Origin of the sequence: Veillonella parvula (genome assembly GCF_002005185.1) — a bacterium.
GTDB classification, from domain to species: Bacteria; Bacillota; Negativicutes; order Veillonellales; family Veillonellaceae; genus Veillonella; species Veillonella parvula_M.
On the sequence record NZ_CP019721.1, the window covers coordinates 904286 to 927989 of the forward strand.

Below are 23704 nucleotides of genomic sequence, written 5' to 3' on the forward strand. Positions count from 1 at the left end.
CTACAAAATTCGATTTAAATGATAAACTATATCGTATAGATTAATTTTTAGATGTTATTTAGAGAGGTATATGATGGATCAAGTAACAACAAAACAGCAAAAAAGTATTTACCATATCTTTATATGGATTGCTGTATTCTCCTTAATTATGATCGGTTTATTAGAGTGGGGTTACATGGTTGGTGGCCGTGCTTTTGGTAACTACAAAGTTTACACAGGCCTTGTGCCATGGTGTGTATGGATTGTTATGACTTATTTAGCGACTCGCCCTAAATGGTTTACAAGCCGCTATAATTTAGGTGACATGTATAAGGTGCACCGTGCATTGGGTATTGCTACTGTAGCTGTTATTGCGTTCCATTTATACCTTTATTTTGGTAAAGCTGCTAAATCAATCTTAGGTTGGTGGGGTGGTTATGTAGCTCTTACTTCCTTTAGTATCGCCACTATTTCTGGCCTTGCGTTCTTAACGCCAAAACTTAGAAAAGTTACCGCTTCTGGTCGTAATATGGGCATTTGGCTACACCGTTTAAATCTTGTAGCATTAGTTGCAGCAGATATACATATTCATGGTTTTAATCGCATTTCCAAAATGGTACCATTCTTACAAGTATTTGATATCATTACATACGGACTTGTGCTTTACTGCATTTACTTGATGTTAAAAAAGAAATAATATGAATTGATAAAATCCCTTCTGTGTTATACAGAGGGGATTTTTTTGTTATATTTTTAGTTTCTAAGGAATTCAATATTCTATATTATCAGTTTGATGCATAAATGATTGTGAGATTGATATACATTTTCTATTTACTACCTTAATGAAAATTGATATTATCTGTATGTTAAATATGATAATGATAATCAGAGTCATATATTCATTATCTATTCATTTTATTTCTTGTTATTATTCGTGTGTGAGGTTTATTATGATTAAACGTAAAATGACTAGTGCTTTTGCAGTAGCAGCCATGATGGGTGTGGCTACAGCCTTTGCTGTTAACCCATTTTCTGATGTTCCATCTGATAGTTGGGCATATCAAGCTGTAGATCAATTGGCTACAGCAGGTATTATTAATGGTTATCCTGATGGAACTTTCAAAGGTCAAAATAACATTACCCGTTATGAAATGGCTCAAATGATTGCAAAAGGTATGGCTAATCAAGATCGTGCCAATGCAGAACAACAAGCTATGTTGAATCGCTTAGCAGATGAGTTTTCCAATGAATTAAATACATTGGGCGTACGTGTAGCTAAATTGGAAGACCGTGTAGGTAATGTTAAAGTTACTGGTGATGCTCGTATCAACTACATCGGCAAAGAGGGTGGCGATGGTTATGATTACGAAGATAAAATCACAGCCCGTGTACGTTTAGGCCTAGATGCAAAGGTTAATAAAAATACATCTGTGAAAGCTCGTATTACAACAGGTGCTATCGAGTTAGGTGATAGCTCTAAAACAGCACAAGCTAATTGGGATTTAGCTTATGTAGAGCACAAATTTGGTAAAAATGTTGTAGTTGATGCTGGTCGTTATACCCAAAAATTTGGTGGTGGCTTGATTTATAGTTCAAACTTTGATGGTGTAGGTGCTACAGCTAAACTTGGTAAAAAAGTTACTTTGAATGGTGCTTATGGTTATATGACAGCAGGCCGTTTTGCAAAAGTTTCCAAGGAAAATAACGGTGATGTGAGCATTGTGAATGCTAATGTGGCTGTAAATAATCACTTTAGCTTTGGTGGTATGCTTGCTCATGTAGGTACAGCGAATGTACGCATGGGTAATGGCAAGAAAAATAATGACTTTGATAATGTATATGGCTTCAATGCGAAATATAATGTAGGTAAACTTGATGTTCACGGTGAGTGGGTTAAAGCATCAGGCTTGAGTGATTCTGATATTTGGAATGTAGGCGCTAAATGGGGCAACTACAAAATTGATAAAAAGAATTCTTGGGCAGTAGGCTTAGATTACTACGATCAAGCTAAAAATGCACCGATTTTCAAAACACAAAAATACGAATCTAATGATTTACAAAAAACAACGCGTTTTGAAGGTTATAAGGCGTGGGAGTTGGGCGCATCTTATGCACCAGAGAAAAATATTGGCATTAATGCATACTACGGTTTCAATGCTAAAACACAAGAAGGCAATCGCGTAAATGATTACTATCGTGCGGATCTTAACTTCAAATTCTAATGTAATAATTGGATTCTAATTTAATCAGTAATTAGTTCTAAGTAGAATGCTATAGGGTGAGAGTGTTTTATTAGCATGCTACATTAGGCCAAACTAGATGTATACTTGTAGATCGTATAGGACATAGAGAGGTTTATTATGGCAGAAGTTGTAAAAAAACAGTTTAAGAGTAAATACCATATTTTAATTTGGATTGCAGTTTTATCCCTAATATTTATGGGTATGGTGGAATATGGTTATGTAACAGGTGGTAGACCATTCGGCAACTGGAAGGTTCACTTAGGACTTATTCCTTATGTGGCATGGCTTGTATTAACATACATTGCAACAAAACCAAAATGGTTTATCAAACGATATAATCCAAAAGAAATGTTTGAAGTTCATCGCATCGTAGGTATTGTTAGTGTTGTTCTCGTATGTGCACACTGGTATGTATACTTCTTGAAAGCTTTGAAATCCTTCTTAGGCTTCTGGGGCGGCTATATTTCTCTTGTGGCTATGTTTATTGCTCTTATCTTTGCGGTATTATACTTAACACCTTGGGTAGGCAATATGGCAAAATCTGTATCCCGTAAAAAAGCAATCTGGATTCATCGCTTGAATCTAATTGCCATTATTGCGGCAAATATCCATGTTCATGGATTTGGCCGTTTATCTAAAATGGTACCATTCTTGCCTGTATTTGACGTAGTAACTTATGCGCTTGTTATTTACTATATTTATTGGATGTTCAAACAAAAATAATATATCGTAGGCATCTCTTTCTTTAGTAAAAGTAGGGGAACCACATGATAAAAGAGACCATCTCTGGCCCTAATGGGTATAAGCGATGGTCTTTTTTTGTCGTTTGCGATACAATAGAATCATAAGTATATATTCTATGGATTTATGTAAATATATGCTATTGCATTCTTTTGAGGTAAGAGTAAAAATCTGTTCTATAAACATTTTTTTGTATTATAGTATACTTTAGCTCATATCGATATGTATATTACTACCTTTATAGGTAATTTCAAATAGGAAAGAAGGATATTATGGATTCTTCTTGGAAACGAATTATATACCTAATCTGTACTATACAGGTTGGTGGGGGTATAACAATTATCGGTGTATTATCCTTCCTTCCGTTATTTTTAGCTGAGCTAGGTCTTCATGATCCAGGAGAAGCGGCCATGTGGGCAGGCCTTGTATCAGGTGTAACGCCTTGTATGGTGGCTCTTAGTGCTCCCTATTGGTCGCGTAAGGCAAATCAGCTTGGTCCGCGTAAGGTAATGATGTTTATCTTGTTTACCCTGATGGTTACGGTTGGTGCCTGTGCTTTTACACAAACACCATGGCAGTTATTGATGTTACGTATTTTGCAAGGCGTGGTGGGGGATATGTTCCGATAGGCTTGGCTATTATTATTCTCATAACCCCTGAGGATAAGGTGCCTTGGGCGATGGGCTTATATCAAGCCTCCATGGTTATGGGCCTCGTTTTTGGACCGCTTATGGGTGGTTTGGCAGCGGACTTGTTAGGTTATCGCGCGCCATTTGTTATGTTCTCAGCCTTAACAGGGCTTTGTATGTTGGGAATTTATCTATTCATGCCTAATCTACAGTTTGAGCATAAGGTAGATGCTAGAGAGTCGCAGCTGTCTCTAATTAAATCCTTTTTGGTCATACCTCGTGTTCGCCTCTTGGTAGGGCTATTGTTCTTATGTAATTTTGGTATTACCGGTATTGGTCCTATTTTACCACTATACATTAAGCACTATATGCATATGAATGATGAGTTTGTAGCCACCATTGTTGGTATAATTATTTTTGGCGCCGGTTTGTTTAGTGCTTTAGCTTCAATCTCCATTGGCAAGATAACAGAACGTTTAACCATGCCTCGTATTGTTTTTACTGCTACATGGGCTGTAGGGTCTTTGTTTATACTTCAATATATAATGCCTAGTATATGGGGCCTTGGCATATTCCGTGCCATTGCAGGATTCTTCATGGGCTTTATTACACCGATTGCCAATACGCTCATATCCAAGGCTGTTCCTATTGAGCGCCGAGGTATCGTATTTGGTGCGGTGTCGAGTGTAGCCATGATGGGAAATGTATTGGGGCCTGTCCTTAGTGGTATGATTGCTCGCGCCTTTGGGTATGGGGCGGTCTTTTGGTCTACAGCAGCTATATTCTTTGTAGCGGCCCTGTTTATTTATCGTAGTTTAGTTATTCCTAGTGAAAGTTAATCATCATAGCTGATCTGCTTTCACCGTTTTAGACATAGTTAAATATATTTAGTATTATGTAGAGAATCGATAGATACTATAGATTCTATGTAAGATACTATGTAGAGAAAACGTATAGCAAACTCCAATATGGGGCTATATGTTGCGAAATGTTTCAAAGGTATTGATTTGTCTAATCCGTAAGAGAGATGAGAGTGCATCGTTATGTTATTAAAACAATTAGAGTATTTTGTATGTGTAGTAGATAATAACAGTTTTACACAAGCTGCAACAGAGCAATATGTATCTCAATCTGCTATATCTCAGCAAATCAAGGCTCTTGAAAATAGCCTTGGTGTTGAATTAATGGTTCGAGAGAAACGAAGCTTTCATCTAACACCAGCAGGACAATATTTATATCGATCTGGTAAGAAGTTATTAGAACGGTTCCATGATATTAAGGTAGAAACGACGCGCATTGGTACAGATGCACGGGTGAGTTTGCGCATTGGCTATTTGAACCGTTATAGTGGGATTGCTATGCAGCAAACTGTGATTCGCATGGCAAAGCGTTATAAAAATTTAGATATTCGTATGTACAGCGGCAGTCATGAAGAGCTATATGGCATGCTCAGCGATCGTCGTGTAGATGTAGTATTTAATGATCAATGGCAAATTTTGTCTGATGATTTTGAAAGTCATTTAATTGATAAAGCCACTACATTTATAGAGGTACCACAAGGATATACTAATGAAGATTGTGTAGAACTAAAGCATATCGATGATTTACCACTTATTTTATTGTGTCGCGGGAAATATACCTTGTCTGAAGAGGAACACTATCGTAAGGCCATAGGTTATAATGGTGCCTTCGCTTATGCTCGTACGTTAGAAGAAGCACGATACCTGGTTGCAGGGCAGCAAGGGCTATTACTATTAGATTGTTTTAAATACTTAACAGATCCTATGCCAGGTATCGAACGTAAGGTGTTGACGAATCATAGTAAACCTATGGAACGCCACTACTACTTTATATCGCAACGAAATCAAAATAATTCGTATATTGTAGCTCTTAGAGATATGTTCCGGCAGGTACTTGAAGAATTATAAATGAGATTATAAATGAAAAAGTCGTTAGCAACTTGCTAACGACTTTTTTCTTTTTTGTACATCATCTATTTGTATTTTTCTTATATAGTTATGATGGTATTAGTGATTTAGACTTTTCTTTGTATCTATGACTATAACCTTACAAAAAGTCTCTTAACATCATGAAGCCATCAATACATAGTTTGATACCGTAAATGACGAGAACCGAACCACAGAAACGGTTAATCCATGCCATATGAGTAATTTTAATTTTTTTAGCTAGTAGATGCATTGTAGTAGCTAGAGAACCAAACCAAATTGGTGTCATAACTAAGAAACCAGCGAAGAAGTGGTAGATGCTTTCTTTTGGAATATTAGCTTGAAAAGCACCGAGCATCATTGTCGCATCTAGAATGGCTTGAGGATTGCCCCATGATACCGCAATGGCTGAGACAATAATTTTTCTAATTGGAATATGTGTGTCCACATTGCGCATGTCTGGTTCAGTTTTAAATATATTAAAGCCCATATAAACAATGAGGAGGCCCCCAAAGAGGAGAACTATGAGCTTTGTGAGTGGCCACATTTCAAGAACGGCACCAATACCATAGAAGGCGGCAGCACTTAAACTCATGTCAAAAAACGCTAGTATGATTAGCGTCAATATAATGCGACGGACAGGTTGCACCAAGGCCGTATTAATAATGAAGAGGTTTTGCATGCCAACAGGGGCAAACGTAGCGAGGCCGACAAGAAGTCCTTGTAAGAAGTACATATTAACCCTCCTGACTATGGTATGATAAAGTACTAATAAGGTGAATAGTAGCACGAAACCCCTCCATTACTGGAGGGGTCCTTACTATTCTATTCATATATAATTATAACATAATATACAATATATGTATATTTTCTACCATAAACCTATCATATGTTGTGCCATAAGGCTTACGGCAGAAATAGCAATCCAGCAACAAGCACCTAAGGTTAGAGCAGAGCCGCCGGATTTTAATAATTTTACAATATTTGTATTAAGGCCGATTGCTACCATAGCCATTGTAATAAAGTATTTGGAAATTGTTTTGAAGATACTCAAGAATTGAATATCTACATTAGCATAGGATAATGCTGTTGTAATAAGGGAGCAAAGTACAAAGTATAAAACAAATCTTGGGAAAATCTTAGCAATACTAACGTTTGCACCATCTGTCTGAGAGGCATTTTTCTTGGCTTTGTATACTTGATAACTAGCGAGGCCTAAACATATAGGAATAATAGCTAGGGTACGTGTTAGCTTTACGATAGTAGCATATTCCAAAACTTGAGTGCCCGTACCTTTCATACTATCCCATACAGCAGCTGTTGCTGTTACAGAAGAAGTATCGTTAACTGCAGTACCAGCGAACAATCCAAAGCCCATGTTAGAGAGCCCAATGGCGTCGCCTAATTGAGGGAATACGAAGGCGGCTACCACATTGAAGAAGAATACAACAGAGATTGCTTGTGCAATATCATGATCCTCTGCTTTAATAACTGGTGCCGCTGCAGCAATAGCGGAACCACCACAAATGGATGAACCAACACCGATGAGAACAGCTGAGTTAGAGTCAATATGGGTTAATCGATAAATAACATAGGATACGATTAACGATGTAGCGATGGTAGAAATGATGACAGGTAAAGAAATCCAACCTACATGTAGAATCTGTGTAATGTTAAGACCAAAGCCCAACAAAATAACGGCCCACTGTAAAATCTTTTTGGATGTAAATCCAATGCCAGCACCTGTTTTTTCCCGTTTCCAAGAGGTGAAGATAGAACCGATAATTATACCTAAAATGATGGCAAAGATTGGACTACCTACTAGATGAAATTGCTGTCCTAGTAGCCAACAAGGAATAGCGAGAATGGCACAGAGCAAAATGCCTGGCAACGTTTTTTGATTGATACCCATTATAAAACCTCCTTACTGTACATACAGTTCACGTCATATGCGGTATCATGTGGCGTTTGCTTTCTATAGTGTTAATAGTACCATAGGAAGGGTTTTAAAATCTACTATATATGTCAGAATTATACAGAATATTCATCGCATTTTTGAAGTTTTTATATGATTAATATAAATAAAAACAAATTATAAGATAGGAGTTAATATTATTGAGTTAAAGATTTTATATAATCGTAAAATTCATAATAATAATTTATAAGTTGAAATTTAAACTTGTTTTGTGATGAATAAGGTGTATATAATGAATAGAATCTATTTCAGGTGGAAATAGAGTATATAAAGTGAGGACCCTTATGATTGATATTACAAAAATAATTGAAACCAATAAAGAATATGTGAAACAACACCCTGAGCTACCAAAGGCGGGGCTAACAAGCCATCCTACAAAAAAGTTAGGCATCGTAACTTGTATGGATACCCGCTTAGTAGGTATGCTAGAAGAAGCACTAGGCTTTAATCGAGGTGAGATAATTGTCATCAAAACTGCAGGAAATAGTGTAACACAACCTATCGATAACATAGTGCAAAGCTTGCTCGTTGCTACCTATGGTATGGAAATTGAAGATGTGCTAATCATCGGTCATGAAAACTGCGGTATGATCGATTTTTCTGCTACTACATTCATGGAATCTATGAAAGCGAAAGGTATCAGTGAAGATGCTATTCGCATGATCGAACCGGGCCTTATCGACTGGATGGATCGATTCCATATCTCTGAAGACAATGTAATTTATACAGTTAACTTCCTACGCCACCATCCACTATTTCCAAAAGGGATGGGTTTCTATGGGGGCATGATGGATCCTGATACAGGCGAATTCCGCTACCTTGAAATCTAGGCTAAGATTTGATGGGGCCCAAGTTGATTTGTACATTTAGGTGAAAAAGAACGATAACTAACCTCTACGCTCCAAAGCGAGCTAAGTCGCTAATCGGTTAGTCATTACTCTTTTTATAACTGTATTTGTGAACTTGTCCAATCGAGTCTATCCATAAATCAATAAAACAAAATTCCCTTTCTCTTTTCCCATATAGCCAACCTATTATTATCGTATTCAAAATAGCGGTCTGTGACTCTATGGGACTAATACTGCGATAATGTTATAAAAAGCTGTGTTCCTAATCGAAGTGCGACTTAGTTTACTATGGAGCGCGGAGGTTAGGGACACAGCTTTTTAGCTAAAATGTAGCGATGTATTCGGGCCCCATAGAGTCATAGAATCGTAAACTTGAACAGTAATAATAGGTTGACTATATATTCCTTTTCGCTGTATATTGTAATTAGATTGTAAACTTAATCATATACATTAGTTAACCTATGCGGCAGTAAGTATTCGCTTGAGAGGAGCTTTGTATGAAGCAGTTAGGTATTTCTATAATTGGTACAGATACAGATGTAGGTAAGACGTTTGTGACAGGGTTATTGGGGGCGATGGCTGTAGACGATGGCTTTGCTGTTGGTATGGTGAAACCTGTGTCTTCTAGTGCAGTTCCTTTCCCTGAATGTGTGACGATGGATGAGGATAATTATAATATTGGCCTTGAGAGTAAAGATGCAACACATTTGATGCGCTCGGCAGGTATTCCTGAATCTCGTCGTCATGAAGTGAATCCTTATGCTATTGCCGGTGATTTTTCACCTCGCCTTGCAGCGGAATTGGCTGGTATCGAGATTGACTATGATGGCCTTGTAGAACATACATTAGATGTAGTGAGTCGCTATGACATAACCTTTGTAGAAGGTGCAGGCGGTATCACGACCCCTCTCTATGGAGATAAAACTTTCACAGATTTTATGAAAGATATCAAATTACCAGCAATTGTTGTAGCAGATGGTCGTCTTGGATCTATTAATCGCGCCGTTTTGACTTGCGAATATGCTAAGTTGCATGGTATCGAGGTGAAAGCTATTATCGTAAATGATACAACAGCTGTAGATCTGTTTTTGTTGAAAACAAATGTGGCAGATATGAAGCGTTACACAGGTGTTCCTGTAGTAGCTGTAGTGCCGCCATACCAAGGTCCGGATATTCAAAAGGTTCAACTTGGTTGGGCTCGATCTTTTATTGATTCTAAGGAATTATGGAACACAGTATTAGGTCTATAAATAATAATTGGCTGATTTTATATTAGCTATAGCAATTTTATATATGTTAGAAGTGATATTGAGTACATGTTAACAGTAATTTTGAGACGTATTAAATTTGTAATTTAGCATACCTTAGATTGGGCAACTTAATTTAGTTTATATAAGGTATATGTGATAGAGAGTTATAGTTTGTAAACTTAGTAAGTATGAGGTGACGAAATGACAGAGAAACAGCTTTCACAAGCAGCACAATGGGACCACGAGTTTGTATGGCATCCATTTACACAAATGCAAGATTGGCTAGCACAAGAACCAGTAGTAATTGAACGCGGTGAGGGGGTATACCTCATCGATGAGAACGGTAAAAAGTATTACGATGGCGTATCCTCCTTGTGGGTTAATATTCATGGTCACAACCATCCTGTATTGAACCAAGCATTGAAGGATCAAATCGATAAAATCGCGCATAGCACGTTATTAGGCCTCGTAAGTCCTCCGTCTGCACAATTGTGTAAAGAGCTTGTAGAGCTTGCTCCAGAAGGCTTAGATAAAGTATTCCTCTCTGATGATGGCAGTACGGCTATCGAAGTGGCTATTAAAATGGCGTACCAATACCGTCAACAAGTAGGGCAAACGAAAAAGACTAAGTTTATTGCCCTCAATGCAGGATATCATGGGGATACATTAGGTACTGTATCCGTAGGTGGTATTCAATTATTCCACCAAGTATTCCATAATCTATTATTTAAACCATTAACATTGCCAAGCCCTGGTGTGTATAGAGATTTGGCAGATCGAGATAAAGCCTTTGAAGAGTCGTTGACTGAATTGGAACGCATCCTTAACGAAGAAGGTGATGAAATCACAGCTCTTGTTATGGAACCATTGGTGCAAGCAGCGGCAGGCATGCTCGTAATGCCTCACGGCTATTTGAAACGCGTTCGTGAATTAACAGAACAACACGATGTATTCCTCATCGTTGACGAAGTAGCTACTGGCTTTGGTCGAACTGGCAAATTCTTTGCTTGCGAACATGAAGGGGTATCTCCAGATTTTATGACCTTATCCAAAGGTATCACTGGTGGGTACCTTCCATTAGCGGCAACATTGACTACAAAACGCGTATTCGATGCATTCCTCGGCACCTTTGAAGAAAAGAAAACATTCTATCATGGTCACTCCTATACTGGTAATGCCTTGGCCTGTGCCGTTGCGTTGGCTTCTTTGAAAGTATTCCGTGATGAAAAGGTAATTGAACAATTGCCTGCTAAAGTAGACGCTTTCACAAAGGCTCTAGAACCTATTAAATCTTTGAAACATGTTAAAGAGGTTCGTCAGCGGGGCCTCATCGTAGGTATTGAACTTGAAAAAGATGTGTCCACCCACGAAGCGTATCGCCCGAATGATGCGGTAGGTGCTAAGGTGGCAATCCTTGCCCGTGAACAAGGTCTTATTTGCCGCCCTATTGGCGACGTGGTTATCCTCATGCCTCCATTGGCATCCGCTGTGGAACAATTAGAGGACATGGTTCGTATTGTAGGTGAAAGTATCCAACGTGCCACTGAGGAAGAGGGGATACTTAAAGATATGCGCCCAATTATTTTATAATGCTAAATTAATTATTGAAAAGCTACACCTATTGTCTTTTGTTAGTAGTTTAAGGCAATGGGGTGTAGTTTTTTTGCATAACATATCGAAATTTCGTCATATTTTAAACTATAGACTATACATTGCCAAAATTCGATGATTATTTAGCATATCTATGATACTATATATGTATAAAGGAGGTCATCGTATGGACATTTATGTAATTATGCAAGTTATTATTTTATTTGGTGCCATCTTCCTCGGTGTTCGCCTAGGTGGCATGGGCATCGGTTACGCTGGCGGCCTTGGGGTTGTGTTGTTAAGCCTTGGTATGGGGATGTTTCCGGGACAGATTCCATGGGATGTAATTCTGATTATCATGTCTGCTATCGCAGCCATCTGTGCCTTACAGTTAGCCGGCGGTCTTGATTATTTGGTGCGCATTGCTGAAAGTATTTTGCGTAAAAATCCTAAGCATATCAACTATTTGGCACCAACTGTTACGTATTTCTTAACTATTCTAGCGGGTACTGGTCATACAGCATTCTCTATGATTCCAGTAATCGTAGAGGTGGCGAAAAGTGAAAACATTAAGCCATCTGTGCCATTATCTATCGCCGTTGTAGCAAGCCAAATTGGTATCACAGCGAGTCCTGTATCGGCAGCAGTAGTTGCTATGAGTGGGTTCCTTGAGCCATATGGTGTTAACTATCCTACATTGCTCGCCATCTGTATTTCCACAACATTTGTAGGGGTTATGATTACGGCATTTATCATGTCTACCTTTGCGAATAATGATTTATCTTCTGATCCAGTGTATCAAGAACGTTTGGCGGCAGGTCACGTGGCGCCACCTCGTGAAAAAAGCACTGATTTCCACTTAAAACCTGGTGCAAAAACTTCAGTATTGATTTTCTTGATTGGTATCATTTGTATCGTATTCTACGCAACAGCAATTTCCAAAAACATTGGTATTATTAAACCAGTTATCTTTGGTCGAAATGATGCTATCATCGGCTTTATGATGATTATTGCGGCTGCTATCACATTCTTCTGTAAGCTTGATACAGCAGAACTTGTTAATACAAGTACATTCAAATCCGGCTTATCCGCTTGTGTTTGCGTACTAGGCGTAGCATGGTTGGGTGATACCTTTGTAAAAGGTCATATCCCTGAAATCAAAGCGCTCGCTTCTAGCATGGTAACAGCATATCCGTTCCTATTGGCGGTAGCGTTCTTCTTTGCAAGTACATTGTTGTATAGTCAAGCGGCAACTACGCAAGCTTTGGTACCAGCTGTAATTCTAGCTCTCGGTATTACACCAGAGAACACAGGATCCGTTTATATTATTATCGCATCCTTTGCAGCTGTATCTGCACTCTTTGTATTGCCTACATATCCAACACTTTTGGGGGCTGTACAAATGGACGATACGGGCTCTACACGAATTGGTAAACTCGTATTTAACCATCCGTTCTTCATACCTGGCGTACTTGCTATTGCCATCTCCGTAGCACTCGGTTTCTTAGTGGCTCCGTTGATGCTGTAATTGGTGAAAGCTAAATACGGTTAATTCCAAAGTATACGCTAAAACGTTAAAGGACGTAACTACAGTGTTACGTCCTTTTTGTTATTTATTTTTATCCTTACAGTTTCTACAGATTCCAGCAATCTCTAAGTGATGTTCCGTCACAGTAAATCCTGCTTTGCTGAGTTCTTTAGGCATTTCTACGACAGGACAGGTATGGAGTGGTATCATAGCACCACAGCTCGTACATACAGCATAGTGGCGGTGTGTATGAGGGGTGATTTCATAATATGCCATATCACTACCCATGAGCGTGGTACGTGTAACGATACCCTTAGTTTCTAATAGTTCAAGTGTACGGTAGATAGTAGACATCCAAGTAGTGCTACCGTCACCTAAGTGTTCTGCGATTTCAAGGGCTGTAATGGGTTTATCTGTAGTTGTTAATACAGACCAAATGGCTTCGCGCTGTTTGGTCTTTTTTATGCCTTCTGGCCAAGTTGTTGTATTCATAGCTCTCTTTCGATTCTATTTTAATACTAAACATGCTATACACCTGTATAGTTAAATGACTTATATGGCTAATAGAATATCAAATATGCTATCGCATTTGGTTAGATATATTTTTATATTTAACTAGTTATATTTTTTAATCTACTAGCTGTATTATTTGACTCTAACTAGTTATATTACTCTAACTAGCTATAATATTTATGCCTAAATATATAAATTATTGTTTTAGCTTATCTACTAAACTGAAAGCGTCGTATGATGGTGCGAATATTTTTAATGACTAACACTACCAATAAAATACCTACCGACGTTAGGGACACGAAGCCACCAGGTGCTACGTTAAGGAAGTAGGATCCAAAAAGTCCGATAATCATGGCAAGTAAGCTAAATCCAATGGAGCATAATAAAGTTATTTTAAATCCTTTTTCTAATTGTAATGCAGATGCTACTGGTAATGCAATCATGGCACTCAATACGAGAACACCAACGATTTTAATAGAAATGGATACGGCGGCAGCCATTAAGATAGCAAAGATATAGTTGATAAAATCTACCTTAACACCTGCTACACGAGCCGCTTCTTCATCGTAAGCGATGTAGAGTAAGGAGTTATACAAAAAGTATAGCGTTAATACTGATAAAATGGTGAGCACTGCAATACTAATCATATCGGTTGCGTTTACCGTTAGGATGCTACCAAAGAAGAATACATTTGCGTTAGCCTTTAGTTTGCCTGAGCTAATAAGTGTAATAGCTGTACCGATGCTGAGGGATAAGATGATAGTAAGAATAAGATCGAGATGGTGTGAAAAATATTTTCGCAAGAACTCGATGAGTGCACCGCAGATGGCAGTGAAGATAAAGGCTCCTAAAATTGGATTAGTATTCGTTAATAAACCTAGTGTAATACCTGCTAGCGATGCGTGACTCATGGTATCGCCAATCATACTGGAACGGCGTAGCACCATGAAGATACCAATACATGGACATAAAAGAGAAATACAAATTGCTACGAAGAAGGCATTTTGCATGAAATCATAACTAAACATGGCGCACCTCCTCAACTGTGGTATCATCGGCCTGAGCCTGAGCCTGAGCCTGAGCCTGAGCCTGAGCCTGAGCCTGAGCCTGAGCCTGAGCCTGAGCCTGAGCCTGAGCTTCTATTGTTACATCTGTGAAACAGGAGCAGTTTTTGTGATCTATTGGATTGCGACCTGTACTGTGCATGATTTCACTAGCATATTGCTCAGGGGAGCAAAGGTGACCTTGACCATTTGCAATATGGTAGATATTGGTAGAGTTGGCGAGAGCCATTTCGATATTGTGCTCAACAGAGATAATCGTAATATGGTGCTCTTGGTTCAAATTTCGAAGTAGAGCATAGATGCCCTCTTGGCTTTTTCTATCGATACCTGTTGAAGGCTCATCGAGGATGATGAGGTCAGGCTTACCGATGAGGGCGCGGGCGATAGATACACGCTGAGCTTGTCCACCTGAAAGTTTGCTGATGAGACGGTCTTTAAATTCCGTCATATGGGTAAGCTCTAATACGCGATTGACTTCCTGTTTATCCTTAATCTTTAAAAGTTTACGGTAGGAATCGAGGATTTCTTTTACCGTAATAGGAAAGCCTGCGTGAGAGAAGTCATTTTTTTGAGACACATACCGAATATTATTGGTGCTTCGCTTGATAGAGCCTTTTACAGGGGTAAGAAAACCTAAAATGAGACGGAGCAAGGTACTTTTACCACACCCATTATCCCCAACGATGGATATATAATCACCACTGTGAATATGTAAATTAAGGTCATTTAACACATAAGGCGGTTGACCTTGATAGGAAAAATAAAGATGTTCTATTGATAACATATGAAAACCACATTTCTGATTGACAAAATTCTAAGTAAGTTTATACTATAACTATATTACAAATGCAACTGAGTCGCAACTGCAACTAAAGAATGGTTTATATTCTGTATAGGCATAGCGATCAGGTTTTTACAAAGGAGGACTACGATGATCAAGAAACTGATTTTGTTAGTTGTAGGTATTATGATGGCTGCTTTATTTGCAGGTTGTGGCAACGATGCACCGAATGCACAGAAGGAACAAGCAAGTAAAAAAATCCAAGTGGTAACAAGCTTTAATGCAATGGCTGAGTTTACTAAGGCTATTGGTGGTGACAAGGTAGAGGTATCTACTATTATACCAGATGGCGTAGAACCACATGATTTCGAATTGAAGCCTGAAAATATGAAACAATTGGCAACAGCTCAAGTATTTGTGTATAACGGTTTTGGTATGGAGCCTTGGGCAAAACAAGCTATCGAAGCAGCTAAAAATGATAAACTCGTATCTGTTGTAGCTACTGAAGGTGTTGAAGCTATTAAAAATACTGACCCAGAAGAAATTAAAGAACATGGTGCAGAAGATCCTCATGCATGGTTATCTTTGAAAAATGCTAAAATTGAAGTGAAAAATATCAAGGATGCCCTTGTAAAAGTTGACCCAGCAAACAAGGATTATTATGAAAAGAATTATACTGAATACGTTGCTAAATTAGATGCAATGATTAAAAAATATGAAGAGCAATTCGCTAAAGCTCCGCATAAAAACTTTGTTACAGGCCATGCAGCGTTTGCGTACCTATGCCGTGATTTTGGTTTAGAACAAAACAGTGTGGAAGATGTATTTGCTGAAGGTGAACCTAATGCAGCACAATTGGCTAAACTCATCGAATACGCTAAAGAAAACCATATTACTACTATCTTTGCAGAAGAAATGGCTAGTCCAGAAGTATCCAAAACTTTGGCACAAGAAGTAGGCGCTAAGGTAGAAACTATTTACACTATCGAAAGTAACGAAGATAATAAAACATACTTAGAACGTATGGATGAAAACCTTACAAAAATTGCAGCATCTTTGCAATAAGATAAACGAAAAGGCGGCCCCTAGTGGGGCTGCTTTTTTGCGTTATAATAGGTTAGAATAATGTCTTAAAATTTGAATTATATAGTATAATATATTAATAGATGAAATAAAAAGGAAACCTAATATGGTTATCATTAATAAATCAGGGGTTGCTGATGAAAGGGCTTGACCATAGTTATTATTTTGAAGGGGCAAGTTACCTATAAGCAATTTGGTCTAAATCTTTGGATAACGGGAATTTCTTTTTACATAATATCCTTCATCTTTGGTGTGGGAGGTATAATGTTGTCCATGACGGTTTAAATATAGTTTGTGTTACGATTAGAAAAATATAGGTGTTTTGGAGGTTCTATGGAAACAAAATGGTATTCAGATATTTGGCAGCTTGTGGTAGCTCCCTTTAAACGCGGTATTCCACAGATTGTAGAGCATGGATCTTGTCGAAAAGGGTTCTATGCTACAGTAGCTTTGGCATTGGTGGCATTCGTATTTTCAAATATTCTACCTACTTTTTTGAGTATGATATTTGTGGATAAACTTAGTGTTGCACTTACTGGTGCGGCGGCTCTTTCTGGGGCCGGTATATTAGGCCTAGCGGTTGGCTTGCTATTTGCTTTTATTGGTATTGCTATTTATTCTGCGATTTTCTCTTGGGTCGCCAATAAATTTGATGCCCATACTACATATGAGTCTGTGTTAAAAATCATGTGGTACGAACAAGCTTATAATCAGATTATGGGCTTAGTATATTTCATTGGCTTCCTATTACTATCATTGCCATTTTTGTTGCTACTAGGCTCTAATCCTGACTCTATAGTAGGTAGTATTGTATGGATAACTATTATTATATTCGCAACGATAGCTTTTGCAGTCTATACATTCTGGGTATGCTTAACATTATTGAGTCGCCAAATTAATAAATCCCATTTAGCAACTTTTGGCATTTCTATTATTACGAGTTTAATTCCTGTAATCATTTTAGGTATCTTGATTGGTATGGTAGTACTTGCTAGTTCCAGATAATTACATAACATGAAAAATATGAAAGGGGCTGTAATAAAACAGCCCTTTTCTACTAAAAAGCTATTAGCTGATTATATATAATCTTCTAATAGCTTTTCTCTGTATTTTATAAGGAAAAAGGCTTGAAAGACCCATTACATTGGGATAATTAAAGTATGAAAAGATATGTGTTTTGTGCTATAATGATGAACGGAAAATGAAAAGGAACTATTTTTTATAGTTCCTTATTGTGTGTTGTATGTTATAGTATTCAAACTTAAATGTTGTGTATGTATATTGTGTAAAAGGTGGTGATACCTATGATGGTGGGTTTAATGCAGTTTATCTATCGTTTATTAAACCCTATTGAAGAGAATAATCCTCGTATGTATCACTTTGATATTGCCTATGGGCAACTCATAGGAATGCTGCTATTAACACTCATATGTTATCAATTTACTATTGTAGGTGAAGGCGTATATTTAGATGCTATACGTGCGTTTATACGCAATTCTTCGTTATTAGTAAGGTGGGAATCGCTATCTCTTCCAGTAGGTCAACATGAAATACAACTTTTTTTGGAACAGATGGGTAGTCCTAGAGAATTTTGGAATATGGGTCGCTTTGCATGGGTAATCGGAAAAGTTATTTTCATGGCATGTATCATTATAGTTTATGCGGTTGCTCAACAGCGTAAATTTTATGTTCGAACTGTTACAACCGGTATTTTGCATATCATGTCATTTGCTCAACTTGTTGTGGCATTGATTACTTTTACAGCAGGGATTATGCTGATTTTAACTTCGGTACCATTAATACTGCAAGCAATCATTGGCTTCTGTATGATTGTGCTATGTGTTTTAAGTACCGTATTATTGTTACAAACTATGGGACGTATTGTGGGAGCATGTATTAATGGGACCCCTTATGAAGGTTTGATTCTAATGTTGATTGCTCTTTTGGTAGCACACGTGTTTGAATGGATTTATATGTTGACTCGATAAAATACATATGATATATCTAGGACGAGACATGGCTCGTCCTTTTTTACTAGTTTTAAACTAAAAGGAGCATTTATGACATGGAATAAGGATATATTGCATTTATTTACCAGGCTTAGCGAACAATCTTTTCAGAATATTATCAATTATGGATCTCATACAAGAGCCATTCTGAATCTAGTCGTATCTACTATTGTATTATATATAATGACCTATAGCTTACCGTTTATGGTGAAAGTTATATCTCCAATGCTCGGAATTAAACGGATTACTGGGTTAACTCATTTTGATGTAATTAGTATTTTAGCAAGTTCTGTATTTTTAATTTTTCAAATTATCATCGGTTCATTTGTTATATGGCGCTTACTTGTTTTATTAGGTGGTCGTGGTACTTATGGTGGGGTATTGCGCAATTATATATATGGATTAGCTTATACAAATGCACTTCGCACGGTTGTCTTAGTATTAATTCATATACTAGGGATTATTTTTTTCTCTTTGTCTCTTCAAAAATATGTAGGGGATATGGCTTATCTTATTACGATGTTCAGCCAGTATTATGCCGTGTTCATTGTAGCCCAATTAATGAGACGTTATGTTGAATTAGGTATCATTAAAACCTATATTGTTATCTTTATTGTGGCATTATTATCTGTCTCTGTATTACCTCAATGGATTCGCTTTGTTCATACTTTCTTCAAATGATGTATTATAATAAGACTTAAAAAAACCGCAAGATAAAATTCTTGCGGTTTTTGTTCACTCTATAATAAGTTGGGCTTCGTAGTGTTGTAATAATAGCGCCACATTATCTTCGTCGTATTCGATTTGTTGTGACCATCTAGCAATTTGTTTTAATGGTTGTCCCTCTAAGGCGCTGGCTATAAGTATATAGTCAGTACCATCCTTTGCATAGGCTAAGATAGATTCCAAGGAATAATCTGATAGCATATCGATTTGGCGATACAATATATATTGGTACACTTTGTTAAATAGGCTCATATCCTCTTGCTGTATATAGGTCTGTACGGATGCGATGAGTTGGTCTAGTTTACTAGATAATGTATTAACTTGTGCTGTCCAATTCTCATCGATGGGTTCCGTTTGTTTATATAGGTCTAATAGTTCTTTGAAAGACTGCTTTGAGGGCTTTGGCGTATATTGGAATAGATTAGGATCTAAATCAAAGGCTAATAATTCAAAAATATTGTGGAGTGTTAATCGCTCCTCAGAGTTGAATTCATTATGGTCATCTTCAATTGTAAAGAGGAGAAAGTCCATCGGTTCTTGTTGGGCTAATAGTTCAACCGATGCTTCACAAGATAATCCAACGCCACATAGTTCTAAGTCTTCAATGTATTTATAAAAGCGTGGATGCATATGACAGGTGTCACAAAGTCCTTCTTCTCCTAATTCAAGAACTACTTTGCATAGACCTTTTTCATTGAGTAAGGGACACATAGGTTGTGCTTTAGAAAAGATAAAATGACTGCCTTCATCATCAACAGTGATGGCTTGGCGTAAGCTTTCACCAAGAGAGCCAGTCATAGCATGGTAACGTTTAGCAGTAGGCTCATCTATATCGATGGTCCACAGCTGACAACATGTATTTTCGCATTGATCGGCCTTGCATTGAAATGCGTGATATATAGTGGGGTAAATTGAAATCATAGTTAGCTCACATGTAGTTACAAAAATGAATCTATGTGCATTGTATCATAGGGCGTAGGTACATGCACTAATTATATAAATAAAGATTATAAACCGCGTTGATTTAGTGTATAATTGTATATATATTGTTATGATAACTGTTTGAGATATGGAGGAACCAATGAGATCATTTTTTGTAAAAGGTAGCCTTGTATTGGCCTTGGCAGCGGCATTTGGCATGCCAAATGCAAGTGCAGCCCCTTTAGTAGCTGTAGAGCCAACTGTGGCAGTTGTTGATGGCAACCATGCGGCAATTGTAGGCGCTAATGGTTTATTGAATGCCTTTATCCAAAATCATCCAAATGCTGGAATTACGGAAATCGCCTTTGATGCAGATGGAGGTCAAATTAAGTATGATGTAGAAGGTTTTGATGAAACTGGCAAATATGAGTTAACGTATATCTATGCTACTAATCAAATCTTTGAAAAACGCGAAGGGGACTTCCATAAATCGTTAAAGAAAAAATCTTTTGATCCACGAGAAATTTTACCTCCTGCAGCAGTGGTGAACTTTGCTTATGCCCAAACAAAAGGCAAAGCTGTGAGCCTCAACGAATGGGCTGTGGGCTATGATAAAGATAAAATCGTGTACAAAGTTAGCTTTGGTACAGAAGATAATAAAGAGGTACATGTACGTATGGATGCAATGAACGGTAAATTGCTATCTGTTAAATTTGATGACTAATATATGATTGACTAGTTATTATATCTTAATAGTGCTTAGTTATTTTATTCTGAATATAATAATTAAATACATTAATACTGTTTTTCTTAAAAAAATAACTAGTATTGAAGTATTTTTTGTGAAAGTTTGCTCATGAATGTGAATTTTTAGATATCAATACGTGTATTTTGAAAGCCGTTTATCCCTTATATATGGGGTAAACGGCTTTTGATATGTTATTCATGGAATTTTTAAGTATAAAGTAAATCCCATAGGATTTTATAGGAATTATATATAAATTCATTCTAAACTCACTATAAAATAAGCATTTAATGGTTCTTCTACATTTTGACTTCATAGACTATCGATAGTATGTGTACCAGTCGAAAGACAAACTCAACTATATCTGAAATTTCCAAACTATATATCTACAAGTCCATGCTAGATATATGTTTTGGAACTTACATGATGACATTGAGTTGACTGGAAATATACATGCGTAAAGTTGCATGTATATGAATTAATAAGGAGGACAATATGAAAAAATCTATTTTAAAAAGTAGTATTGCTTTAGCAGTGGCTGGTGTATTTGGTGCCACTGTAGCTGTAACAGCAGCTGAACCAGTAACTCCAATGCCTGTTACGCAAGAAACAGCGAGTACAGCGACTCCAGCACAACCAGTTACTGATCCAGTAGTTCCTACTGTAGCGGTGGCTCCAGATGTGGCTACTACTGCAGTTGCACCTAAAACTCCGGTAGCTCCTGTAGCAGACGGTAATCAAGTAGGTACAGCAGTTCGTAATACTACACCAGTTCCAACAGCTACACAAGATGTTAAAACACCAGTAGCTCAAGAAACTGTAGTACCTAGTACAGAAAATCCTGCAGCAGCAGTTCCTACTATTGAAACTGCATCTGTAGCTAAAGCTCCTAGTGAAACAAGAGTAGTACGCGGTGGCGATAAAAAATCTGAATCTGTAGCAAAGCATGATAAAGAAGTTAAAAATACTAAAAAAGCTGCAGTAGACAAAGCGCCTAAAGTAAAAGTTGTGAAAGACGAAAAAAAGGCTGATAAAGAAGAGCCTACTAAAGAGGAAAAAAAAACTCTAAAAGTAGAAAATCACAACCTAGCACAACCAATCAGCAAGAAGGCGTAGTAGACCAAAATAGTATTTTCGTAGTTGGTGCTAATTATTTAATTGACCAATTCGAAAGTAAATTTGGAAACTCCAAAATCACTAATGTATCCTTCAAAACTCAAGGTAAAACTGCCATCTATGAAGTAGCTGGTTTTAATACTAGTGGTGCTCATTCTATGACTCTAGATGTGGCTACTGGTAATGTAACGGATGGTACTCCTAAAGCATATGACGCATCTATGGAAGCTAGTGCTATTGATGCCGGAACAGTAATACCTCCACATGTGGCAATTAATGCAGCTTTTGTACAGTCTGGCAAGGTAGCGACTGGTATTAATGCGTGGTCTCTTGCTAATCAAAATGGAAAATCACTATATACCATAGAGTTCCATGATGCACAAAATAAACCGATATCCGTTGTATTGGATGCTAAAACAGGGACGGTAGCAAAATAAGTTGATCTCCTATTCTATAGCGCTGTAAAGTAAACCCTTTCAAAAACGAACACTAAGCACTCAAAACTATACACACATAACATAAGTACACTTACACACACATACACAACACATAAAACACACAAAAACACACAATAAACAACACACACATTAAACAATTACACACAGCCCTCTGGATTGGATAGATAAACATTGACTCTCTCCTATGCCGTCTATCATTCAGAGGGCCCCTTATGAATTGTGGTTCCCTCCGAATCATAAGATTATATACTTGGTATATATACTCTCTCTCACAATAAGAACGTAACTGCTTTACAGCACGCTGGGTATAGGAGAGCAAGAAAGCCCGTATCACATGTAGAATTCTACATGTGATACGGGCTTTCTTTATTTTACATAGGTTAAATATATTGTCGTGGTACGCGCTCTGAGAATCCACAAAAAATCTCATAAGGAATTGTGGAAGCAAGGGCTGCAATTTCTAAAGCAGAAATGCTTTCATGACCTTGGGAACCTAGAAGAACCACCTTATCGCCTGGCTTTACGGTAATTGTATCTGGAACGGCGACCATGAATTGGTCCATACAAATGCGACCTACTACGGGGCAACGAGTGCCATGAATCAGTACGGTGCCTCGATTGGATAGACTACGAGGATAGCCATCCGCATATCCTACAGGAATGGTAGCAATCGTCATTGGCTCAGCTGTGATATAGGTAGATCCATATCCAATGCCTTCGCCAGCAGGTATGTGTTGTACATGAACAACTTCACTATGGAAAGATAAAACTGGTTTTAAGCCCAATCGATTTGGCACATCAAGGGATGGCATGATACCGTATTGAATAATACCAGGACGAGCATCTGTAAATAAACTGTCTTTGACAGATAAGAGCCCTGCACTGTTGGCGAGGGAGAAACGGTAATCTGCTTCTGGACGGAATGCTCGTATTTCATCTACCATGTGATGAAATTTTTGCGTTTGGCTATGGGCGTGTGATTGATCCGCCGCATCAGCATTGCTCATGTGGGAGAAGAATCCATCTATTTCCAAATTTTCGTAGGACTCAATGCGTTTGATAAACTCAATGGCATCCTCAGGCTTGATACCGATGCGATGCATGCCTGTATCGACGGCAACAGCAACGCGAATAATCATGTCGTGATTATCGGCTACTTTATCGAGTGCTTCCAAGTCTGTAGATTCACAAACAGCAGGAATGGAATTCGTATCTGCCACAAGCTCAAAAGATTGTGGCCTTGTGAGACCTAATAGATAAATAGGCACCATAATACCTGCGTTGCGAAGAGGTACAGACTCTTCCGGAATAGCAACGGCTAAGGATTCGTAACCTTCCTCCACAGCAATACGGCCCATCATAACGCTGCCGTGGCCGTAGCCATTGGCCTTGATAACAGCTGTAGATGTGCTCCACTCAGGCAAACTATCTTTAATTTTACGCAAATTCTCGCGAACGAGACTTGTATTTATGGTCAAATAGGTGGGTCTCATGGTATTCCTCAATTCTATATAACATTACTCTTATTTTATAACTTTTGGGGAATTACACAATACTTT

Annotated in this window: 22 protein-coding genes and 1 pseudogene; 16 read left to right on the plus strand and 7 right to left on the minus strand. The window is 37.8% G+C overall.

The window, feature by feature from the left end; all coding sequences use genetic code 11:
• The first annotated feature begins 73 nt into the window (after positions 1 to 73).
• The 5 genes and pseudogenes from B1A77_RS03985 to B1A77_RS04005 all read left to right on the plus strand — a co-directional run bounded on the left by B1A77_RS03985 (position 74) and on the right by B1A77_RS04005 (position 5520).
• A complete protein-coding gene (locus B1A77_RS03985) occupies positions 74 to 676 on the plus strand; it encodes a ferric reductase-like transmembrane domain-containing protein (RefSeq protein WP_077708025.1) in 603 nt (200 codons plus the stop codon).
• A gap of 253 nt (positions 677 to 929) precedes the next feature.
• Positions 930 to 2201: a putative porin gene (locus B1A77_RS03990; RefSeq protein WP_077708026.1), complete on the plus strand. Its 1272-nt coding sequence runs from the start codon at positions 930 to 932 to the stop codon at positions 2199 to 2201.
• Positions 2202 to 2339: 138 nt separating this feature from the next.
• The gene (locus B1A77_RS03995; protein ID WP_012863818.1) at positions 2340 to 2945 is read left to right on the plus strand and encodes a hypothetical protein; all 606 of its coding nucleotides are present in this window, start codon (positions 2340 to 2342) and stop codon (positions 2943 to 2945) included.
• Between the two features lie 290 nt (positions 2946 to 3235).
• Positions 3236 to 4431, plus strand: a pseudogene (locus tag B1A77_RS04000) (MFS transporter).
• Between the two features lie 204 nt (positions 4432 to 4635).
• Positions 4636 to 5520 carry a LysR family transcriptional regulator gene (locus tag B1A77_RS04005; protein WP_008603042.1) on the plus strand — a complete coding sequence of 295 codons (885 nt, stop codon included), beginning with the start codon at positions 4636 to 4638 and terminating at the stop codon, positions 5518 to 5520.
• Between the two features lie 139 nt (positions 5521 to 5659).
• On the opposite strand, the gene B1A77_RS04010 is transcribed toward B1A77_RS04005, so the two are convergent.
• Positions 5660 to 6274, minus strand: coding sequence for a LysE/ArgO family amino acid transporter (locus tag B1A77_RS04010; RefSeq protein WP_004694005.1), 615 nt, complete (start codon positions 6272 to 6274; stop codon positions 5660 to 5662).
• Positions 6275 to 6409: 135 nt separating this feature from the next.
• A complete protein-coding gene (locus B1A77_RS04015) occupies positions 6410 to 7450 on the minus strand; it encodes a YeiH family protein (protein WP_077708027.1) in 1041 nt (346 codons plus the stop codon).
• A gap of 347 nt (positions 7451 to 7797) precedes the next feature.
• Between B1A77_RS04015 and B1A77_RS04020 the strand changes: the two genes are divergently transcribed.
• The 4 genes from B1A77_RS04020 (at position 7798) to B1A77_RS04035 (ending at position 12729) form a co-directional block, all read left to right on the plus strand.
• A complete protein-coding gene (locus B1A77_RS04020) occupies positions 7798 to 8343 on the plus strand; it encodes a beta-class carbonic anhydrase (RefSeq protein WP_012863820.1) in 546 nt (181 codons plus the stop codon).
• Between the two features lie 515 nt (positions 8344 to 8858).
• Complete coding sequence (bioD, locus tag B1A77_RS04025) at positions 8859 to 9611, plus strand: dethiobiotin synthase (RefSeq protein ID WP_077708028.1); 753 nt, start codon at positions 8859 to 8861, stop codon at positions 9609 to 9611.
• A 201-nt stretch (positions 9612 to 9812) separates the two neighbouring features.
• Positions 9813 to 11201, plus strand: a complete 1389-nt coding sequence (gene bioA, locus B1A77_RS04030) for an adenosylmethionine--8-amino-7-oxononanoate transaminase (RefSeq protein WP_077708029.1) — start codon at positions 9813 to 9815, stop codon at positions 11199 to 11201.
• Between the two features lie 187 nt (positions 11202 to 11388).
• On the plus strand, positions 11389 to 12729 hold the full coding sequence (locus tag B1A77_RS04035; protein ID WP_008603031.1) for an anaerobic C4-dicarboxylate transporter: 1341 nt from the start codon (positions 11389 to 11391) through the stop codon (positions 12727 to 12729).
• An 81-nt stretch (positions 12730 to 12810) separates the two neighbouring features.
• Here B1A77_RS04035 and B1A77_RS04040 read toward each other — a convergent pair whose 3' ends face one another.
• The 3 genes from B1A77_RS04040 to B1A77_RS04050 form a co-directional block, all read right to left on the minus strand.
• On the minus strand, positions 12811 to 13221 hold the full coding sequence (locus B1A77_RS04040) for a Fur family transcriptional regulator (protein WP_077708030.1): 411 nt from the start codon (positions 13219 to 13221) through the stop codon (positions 12811 to 12813).
• Between the two features lie 230 nt (positions 13222 to 13451).
• Complete coding sequence (locus tag B1A77_RS04045) at positions 13452 to 14270, minus strand: metal ABC transporter permease (protein ID WP_004693987.1); 819 nt, start codon at positions 14268 to 14270, stop codon at positions 13452 to 13454.
• Positions 14263 to 15090: a metal ABC transporter ATP-binding protein gene (locus B1A77_RS04050; RefSeq protein ID WP_077708031.1), complete on the minus strand. Its 828-nt coding sequence runs from the start codon at positions 15088 to 15090 to the stop codon at positions 14263 to 14265. Before B1A77_RS04050 ends, B1A77_RS04045 begins: the two co-directional genes overlap by 8 nt.
• Before the next feature lie 147 nt (positions 15091 to 15237).
• Between B1A77_RS04050 and B1A77_RS04055 the strand changes: the two genes are divergently transcribed.
• From B1A77_RS04055 to B1A77_RS04070, 4 genes are all read left to right on the plus strand, one after another.
• Entirely contained in the window at positions 15238 to 16152 is a 915-nt protein-coding gene (locus B1A77_RS04055; protein WP_004693983.1) for a metal ABC transporter substrate-binding protein, read from the plus strand.
• A gap of 351 nt (positions 16153 to 16503) precedes the next feature.
• The gene (locus B1A77_RS04060; protein ID WP_077708032.1) at positions 16504 to 17175 is read left to right on the plus strand and encodes a hypothetical protein; all 672 of its coding nucleotides are present in this window, start codon (positions 16504 to 16506) and stop codon (positions 17173 to 17175) included.
• A gap of 299 nt (positions 17176 to 17474) precedes the next feature.
• On the plus strand, positions 17475 to 18158 hold the full coding sequence (locus B1A77_RS04065; RefSeq protein ID WP_021147683.1) for a hypothetical protein: 684 nt from the start codon (positions 17475 to 17477) through the stop codon (positions 18156 to 18158).
• A 72-nt stretch (positions 18159 to 18230) separates the two neighbouring features.
• Positions 18231 to 18860: a hypothetical protein gene (locus B1A77_RS04070; RefSeq protein ID WP_077708033.1), complete on the plus strand. Its 630-nt coding sequence runs from the start codon at positions 18231 to 18233 to the stop codon at positions 18858 to 18860.
• A 54-nt stretch (positions 18861 to 18914) separates the two neighbouring features.
• Here B1A77_RS04070 and fliB read toward each other — a convergent pair whose 3' ends face one another.
• Positions 18915 to 19826: a flagellin lysine-N-methylase gene (gene fliB, locus B1A77_RS04075; RefSeq protein WP_077708034.1), complete on the minus strand. Its 912-nt coding sequence runs from the start codon at positions 19824 to 19826 to the stop codon at positions 18915 to 18917.
• Positions 19827 to 19986: 160 nt separating this feature from the next.
• On the opposite strand from fliB, the gene B1A77_RS04080 reads away from it, so the two are divergent.
• The 3 genes from B1A77_RS04080 (at position 19987) to B1A77_RS04090 (ending at position 22124) form a co-directional block, all read left to right on the plus strand.
• Positions 19987 to 20550 (plus strand): PepSY domain-containing protein, encoded by a 564-nt coding sequence (locus B1A77_RS04080; RefSeq protein ID WP_077708035.1) that lies wholly within the window; start codon positions 19987 to 19989, stop codon positions 20548 to 20550.
• 516 nt (positions 20551 to 21066) lie between these two features.
• Entirely contained in the window at positions 21067 to 21687 is a 621-nt protein-coding gene (locus B1A77_RS04085) for a ribonuclease E (RefSeq protein WP_077708036.1), read from the plus strand.
• A gap of 158 nt (positions 21688 to 21845) precedes the next feature.
• A complete protein-coding gene (locus B1A77_RS04090) occupies positions 21846 to 22124 on the plus strand; it encodes a PepSY domain-containing protein (protein ID WP_004693966.1) in 279 nt (92 codons plus the stop codon).
• Positions 22125 to 22525: 401 nt separating this feature from the next.
• Here the strand turns inward: B1A77_RS04090 and alr are convergent, their stop codons facing one another.
• A complete protein-coding gene (gene alr, locus B1A77_RS04095) occupies positions 22526 to 23638 on the minus strand; it encodes an alanine racemase (protein WP_004693964.1) in 1113 nt (370 codons plus the stop codon).
• Positions 23639 to 23704 lie beyond the last annotated feature (66 nt).

Bases quoted from the DNA above. Each gene is read 5' to 3' on its own strand.
- B1A77_RS03985 (WP_077708025.1), top strand. From the start codon at position 74: ATGGATCAAGTAACAACAAAACAGCAAAAAAGTATTTACCATATCTTT.
- B1A77_RS03990 (WP_077708026.1), top strand. From the start codon at position 930: ATGATTAAACGTAAAATGACTAGTGCTTTTGCAGTAGCAGCCATGATG.
- B1A77_RS03995 (WP_012863818.1), top strand. From the start codon at position 2,340: ATGGCAGAAGTTGTAAAAAAACAGTTTAAGAGTAAATACCATATTTTA.
- B1A77_RS04005 (WP_008603042.1), top strand. From the start codon at position 4,636: ATGTTATTAAAACAATTAGAGTATTTTGTATGTGTAGTAGATAATAAC.
- B1A77_RS04010 (WP_004694005.1), bottom strand. From the start codon at position 6,274: ATGTACTTCTTACAAGGACTTCTTGTCGGCCTCGCTACGTTTGCCCCT.
- B1A77_RS04015 (WP_077708027.1), bottom strand. From the start codon at position 7,450: ATGGGTATCAATCAAAAAACGTTGCCAGGCATTTTGCTCTGTGCCATT.
- B1A77_RS04020 (WP_012863820.1), top strand. From the start codon at position 7,798: ATGATTGATATTACAAAAATAATTGAAACCAATAAAGAATATGTGAAA.
- bioD (WP_077708028.1), top strand. From the start codon at position 8,859: ATGAAGCAGTTAGGTATTTCTATAATTGGTACAGATACAGATGTAGGT.
- bioA (WP_077708029.1), top strand. From the start codon at position 9,813: ATGACAGAGAAACAGCTTTCACAAGCAGCACAATGGGACCACGAGTTT.
- B1A77_RS04035 (WP_008603031.1), top strand. From the start codon at position 11,389: ATGGACATTTATGTAATTATGCAAGTTATTATTTTATTTGGTGCCATC.
- B1A77_RS04040 (WP_077708030.1), bottom strand. From the start codon at position 13,221: ATGAATACAACAACTTGGCCAGAAGGCATAAAAAAGACCAAACAGCGC.
- B1A77_RS04045 (WP_004693987.1), bottom strand. From the start codon at position 14,270: ATGTTTAGTTATGATTTCATGCAAAATGCCTTCTTCGTAGCAATTTGT.
- B1A77_RS04050 (WP_077708031.1), bottom strand. From the start codon at position 15,090: ATGTTATCAATAGAACATCTTTATTTTTCCTATCAAGGTCAACCGCCT.
- B1A77_RS04055 (WP_004693983.1), top strand. From the start codon at position 15,238: ATGATCAAGAAACTGATTTTGTTAGTTGTAGGTATTATGATGGCTGCT.
- B1A77_RS04060 (WP_077708032.1), top strand. From the start codon at position 16,504: ATGGAAACAAAATGGTATTCAGATATTTGGCAGCTTGTGGTAGCTCCC.
- B1A77_RS04065 (WP_021147683.1), top strand. From the start codon at position 17,475: ATGATGGTGGGTTTAATGCAGTTTATCTATCGTTTATTAAACCCTATT.
- B1A77_RS04070 (WP_077708033.1), top strand. From the start codon at position 18,231: ATGACATGGAATAAGGATATATTGCATTTATTTACCAGGCTTAGCGAA.
- fliB (WP_077708034.1), bottom strand. From the start codon at position 19,826: ATGATTTCAATTTACCCCACTATATATCACGCATTTCAATGCAAGGCC.
- B1A77_RS04080 (WP_077708035.1), top strand. From the start codon at position 19,987: ATGAGATCATTTTTTGTAAAAGGTAGCCTTGTATTGGCCTTGGCAGCG.
- B1A77_RS04085 (WP_077708036.1), top strand. From the start codon at position 21,067: ATGAAAAAATCTATTTTAAAAAGTAGTATTGCTTTAGCAGTGGCTGGT.
- B1A77_RS04090 (WP_004693966.1), top strand. From the start codon at position 21,846: ATGACTCTAGATGTGGCTACTGGTAATGTAACGGATGGTACTCCTAAA.
- alr (WP_004693964.1), bottom strand. From the start codon at position 23,638: ATGAGACCCACCTATTTGACCATAAATACAAGTCTCGTTCGCGAGAAT.